The 3,915-nt window shown below is 65.2% G+C and carries 2 protein-coding genes and 2 pseudogenes; 1 reads left to right on the forward strand and 3 read right to left on the reverse strand.

Features of this window, described 5'->3' with window-relative positions; all coding sequences use genetic code 11:
* Nucleotides 1-840: LysR family transcriptional regulator (locus JWP65_RS03760; protein WP_299760486.1), on the reverse strand; the 840-nt coding region annotated here is incomplete at its 3' end.
* 105 nt (nt 841-945) lie between these two features.
* On the opposite strand from JWP65_RS03760, the gene metE reads away from it, so the two are divergent.
* Nucleotides 946-3,237 (forward strand): 5-methyltetrahydropteroyltriglutamate--homocysteine S-methyltransferase, encoded by a 2,292-nt coding sequence (gene metE / locus JWP65_RS03765; RefSeq protein ID WP_299760488.1) that lies wholly within the window; start codon nt 946-948, stop codon nt 3,235-3,237.
* A 30-nt stretch (nt 3,238-3,267) separates the two neighbouring features.
* On the opposite strand, the pseudogene JWP65_RS03770 reads toward metE, so the two are convergent.
* Together JWP65_RS03770 and JWP65_RS03775 are read right to left on the reverse strand one after the other, a co-directional pair.
* A pseudogene (locus JWP65_RS03770) lies at nt 3,268-3,473 on the reverse strand (NAD-binding protein); the annotation flags it as partial.
* A gap of 99 nt (nt 3,474-3,572) precedes the next feature.
* Nucleotides 3,573-3,680: pseudogene (locus JWP65_RS03775) on the reverse strand (enoyl-CoA hydratase); the annotation flags it as partial.
* Nucleotides 3,681-3,915: the final 235 nt, after the last annotated feature.

Here is a 3,915-nt window from a genome sequence, read left to right on the forward strand (position 1 = left end):
GACGTCGGCATCACTTTCCCTGGCGCCCAGGAAGATCTGCTTGGCGATGCCGCGGCGTCCCAGCCGCACCGGAACGATTTCCAGGCTGTCCGCGTATTCCTCGACCAGCCAGCGCGGGAGCGCCGCCAAGCCCCTGCCGCTGGCCACCAGCTGCAACATGATGTCGGTGGTCTCAATGGTCTTGTGGCGCTTGGGCACGATGCCCGCCGGCATCAGGAACTGGTTGTAGATGTCCAGCCGTTCCGCCGCCACGGGATAGGTGATGAGGACTTCCCCAGCGAGCTGCGCCGGCTTGACATACGTGGCACCGGCCAGCGGATGCCGCGCGCCAACCACCAGCACCTGCTCGTAGTCGAAGACCGGCTCGAAGCGCAGGCCCGGCTTGAACAGGGGATCCGGCGTCACCAGCAGGTCGATCTCGAAAGCGAAGAGTGCACCAATGCCGCCGAACTGGAATTTCTGCTTCACGTCCACGTCGACGTCGGGCCACGCGGCGAGGTAAGGCGCCACCACCTTGAGCAGCCACCGATAGCAGGGGTGGCATTCCATGCCGATTCGCAAGGAGCCGCGCTGCCCCTGCGCGTACTGCCCCAGGCGCTCCTCGGCGACATCGAGCTGCGGGAGCACCCTGTTGGCGACTGCGAGCAGATATTCCCCAGCCTTCGTCGGGCGCAGGCTGCGCCCTTCCCGCAGCCAGACATCCGTACCCAGTTGCGCCTCCAGCTTGCGCATCGTGTGGCTCAGCGCGGACTGCGTCAGATGCAGCTTGCTCGCCGCCGCGGTGAGTGAGCCGTTGATGGCCACCTCCCGCACGATCGCCAAGTGGATGCGCTCCAGCATGCATGAACCAATCTAATCGATACTTGAGATAAGACCATTTTACTTCATGGGCTGCCCCTCCTACGATCCGCCACTCGCACATCACGGCATCCGAAGGCAACCCAAATGGTTCAGACCCACAATCTCGGCTTTCCCCGCATCGGCGCGAAACGCGAACTCAAATTCGCGCTCGAGTCGTACTGGAAAGGCGCATCCTCCCGCGAGGAGTTGAAGGCACTGGGCGCCCAACTGCGCGCCCGGCACTGGCAGCATCAAGCCAGCCTGGACCTGGCGCCCCTCGGCGACTTCTCGTTCTACGACCAGGTGCTGGACATGAGCTTCGCGCTGGGCAACCTGCCCGAGCGCGTGCGCGGCTTTCATGGCGACGCGCTGGACAACTACTTCCGCGTGGCGCGCGGCCGCTCGGCCGAGGGAACGGAAGACCACGGCGACTGCTGTGGCGGCGTCGCCGCCGGCGAGATGACCAAGTGGTTCGACACCAACTACCACTACATCGTGCCGGAATTCACCGCGCAAACCGAATTCAAGCTGGATGCCTCGCGCCTGCTGGAACAATTGGCCGAAGCCAGGGCCCTGGGGGTGAAGGTCAAGCCCGTGATCGTCGGCCCGGTGACCTACCTGTCCCTCGGCAAGGCCAAGGACGGCTCCGACAAGCTGGCCCTGCTGGCGCGCCTGCTTCCGACGTACGCGCAGCTACTGGACACGCTGGCAGCGCACGGCGTGGAATGGGTCCAGGTGGACGAGCCCCTGCTGGTCACCGAACTCGATGCCGACTGGCAGCATGCCTTCAACACCGCTTACCACGATCTCAAGGGCGTCCGCGTCAAGCTGCTGCTGGCAACGTACTTCGGACAGTTGGAAGAGAACCAGTACCTCGCGGCCAACCTGCCGGTAGCGGGCCTGCATATCGACGCAATCAACGGGCGCGAAGATGTCATGCCGCTGCTCAACCTGCTTTCGCCCTACAAGGTGCTTTCCCTGGGCGTGGTCAACGGCCGCAACATCTGGAAGACCGATCTCAACGCCGTGCTCGACTGGCTCGAGCCGCTCGCGCAAAGACTCGGTGACCGCCTGTGGATTGCGCCCTCCTGCTCGCTGCTGCATGTCCCGGTCGATCTGGCCAATGAGCAGAAGCTCGACCCCGAGATCAAGTCGTGGCTCGCCTATGCACTGCAGAAACTGGACGAGCTGAAAGTGCTGGCAGTTGCGCTCAACCAGGGGCGCGATGCAGCCGCGGACGCCCTGGTGGCCAACAAAGCCGCACTTGCCGCTCGCCGCGCCTCGCCCCGGGTCCACAATCCGGCGGTGAAGGCAGCCATCGCGGAGCTGGCTGACAGCCTGGGACAACGCAAGAGCGGGTACGCCCAGCGCGCGCCCCTGCAAGCCGCCAGGCTGCGGCTTCCCGCATTTCCGACAACCACCATCGGTTCGTTTCCGCAGACGGCGGAAATCCGGCATGCCCGCAGCCAGTTCAAGGCCGGCGAGTTGGACGAGGCAGGCTACACGGCCGCGATGCAGGCCGAGATTGCCCGCAGTGTGCGCGAACAGGAGGCCCTGGGGCTGGACGTGCTGGTGCACGGCGAAGCCGAACGCAACGACATGGTGGAGTACTTCGGCGAGCAGCTCGATGGCTACGCCTTCAGCCAGTTCGGCTGGGTGCAGTCGTACGGCTCGCGCTGCGTGAAGCCGCCGATCCTGTTCGGCGACATCACCCGCCCCCGCGCCATGACCGTGGATTGGATCCGCTACGCGCAGTCCCTCACCAGCAAGCCCATGAAAGGGATGCTGACCGGCCCCGTCACGATCCTGAACTGGTCCTTCGTGCGGGACGACCAGCCGCGTTCGGTCTCGTGCAAGCAACTGGCCCTGGCCATCCGCGAGGAAGTGCAGGACTTGGAGAAAGCCGGCGTACGGGTGATCCAGATCGACGAGGCGGCTCTGCGCGAAGGCTTGCCGCTTCGCAAGGCGCAGTGGAAGACCTACCTTGACTGGGCCGTCGAGTCCTTCCGCATCACCGCCAACGGCGTGGAGGACGAGACGCAGATCCACACGCACATGTGCTATTCGGAGTTCAACGACATCATCGCGTCCATCGCAGACATGGATGCGGACGTGATCACGATCGAAACCTCGCGCTCGGACATGGAATTGCTCGACGCGTTCGACAACTTCAATTATCCGAACGAGATCGGGCCAGGTGTCTACGACATCCACTCGCCGAACATCCCTTCGCAGGACCACATCGTGGCGCTGATGAAGAAGGCCGCGGAACGCATCCCCGCGGGCCGCCTGTGGGTGAACCCGGACTGCGGCTTGAAGACGCGGCAGTGGTCGGAAGTGTTGCCGGCGCTGACCAATATGGTGGCGGCGGCGAAGACGCTGCGGGCGGGCGCCTGAGACCACCTCAGGCCGGCGGCCGCTGCAGAAGCGGATCACGCTGGAGAAATCCAGCGCCGCGCTTCCCGCCAGGCTATGCGCGGCATACAGGCTGAGCGCCAGCCCGCTCAATGGCGTGACAGCACGCACGGCGGCAGCGTTCTCCCGGGCCAGGCTCAGGCCTTGAGCGTCAGGTCGGTGCCGAAGCCGCCGGCGTAGTGTCTGGAAGCCGGCACGTTCTCCATCACGCCCGGCATGCGGCGATACGAAGGCCTTCCGCGCCCCAGCGTTCATTGGCGCCGGCCGACAGGTCGAAGGCAGCGACCTCGTGGCCGGCCTTGTGGTCCTGCCGAAGCCGCAAGCTGCAGCGCGCGCGCCAGCCCCTGGGCGCGCGGCACCACCTCTTCGACCAGCCGGATGCGACGGGCAGTGGCCGCATCGACCCGCTCGCCGCACAGCACCATGCCGTATCGATGCCGACCTCGCTCCGACCCGACCCACCTCGTCCCCGAGTGATTCGTCTTCCGGGCTGATCGAGCAGATCGAAAGCAGGAGCCCCGCTTCGGCGGGCTCTTGCCGACCACCGAGCAGGAGGTGCAACGGGAAGCAGCGGAAAACCTGCACCGCCCGGAATTTGCCCGAACGGTCAAGCCAGCAGTTGGTCATGAAGGAACGAGGTAACTAAGGGAAACCCCTTTC

Origin of the sequence: Ramlibacter sp., assembly GCF_028292805.1 — a bacterium.
GTDB lineage: Bacteria > Pseudomonadota > Gammaproteobacteria > Burkholderiales > Burkholderiaceae_C > Ramlibacter.

Excerpts from the sequence above, each read along its gene's own strand:
- metE (WP_299760488.1), top strand. The coding sequence starts at position 946 with ATGGTTCAGACCCACAATCTCGGCTTTCCCCGCATCGGCGCGAAACGC.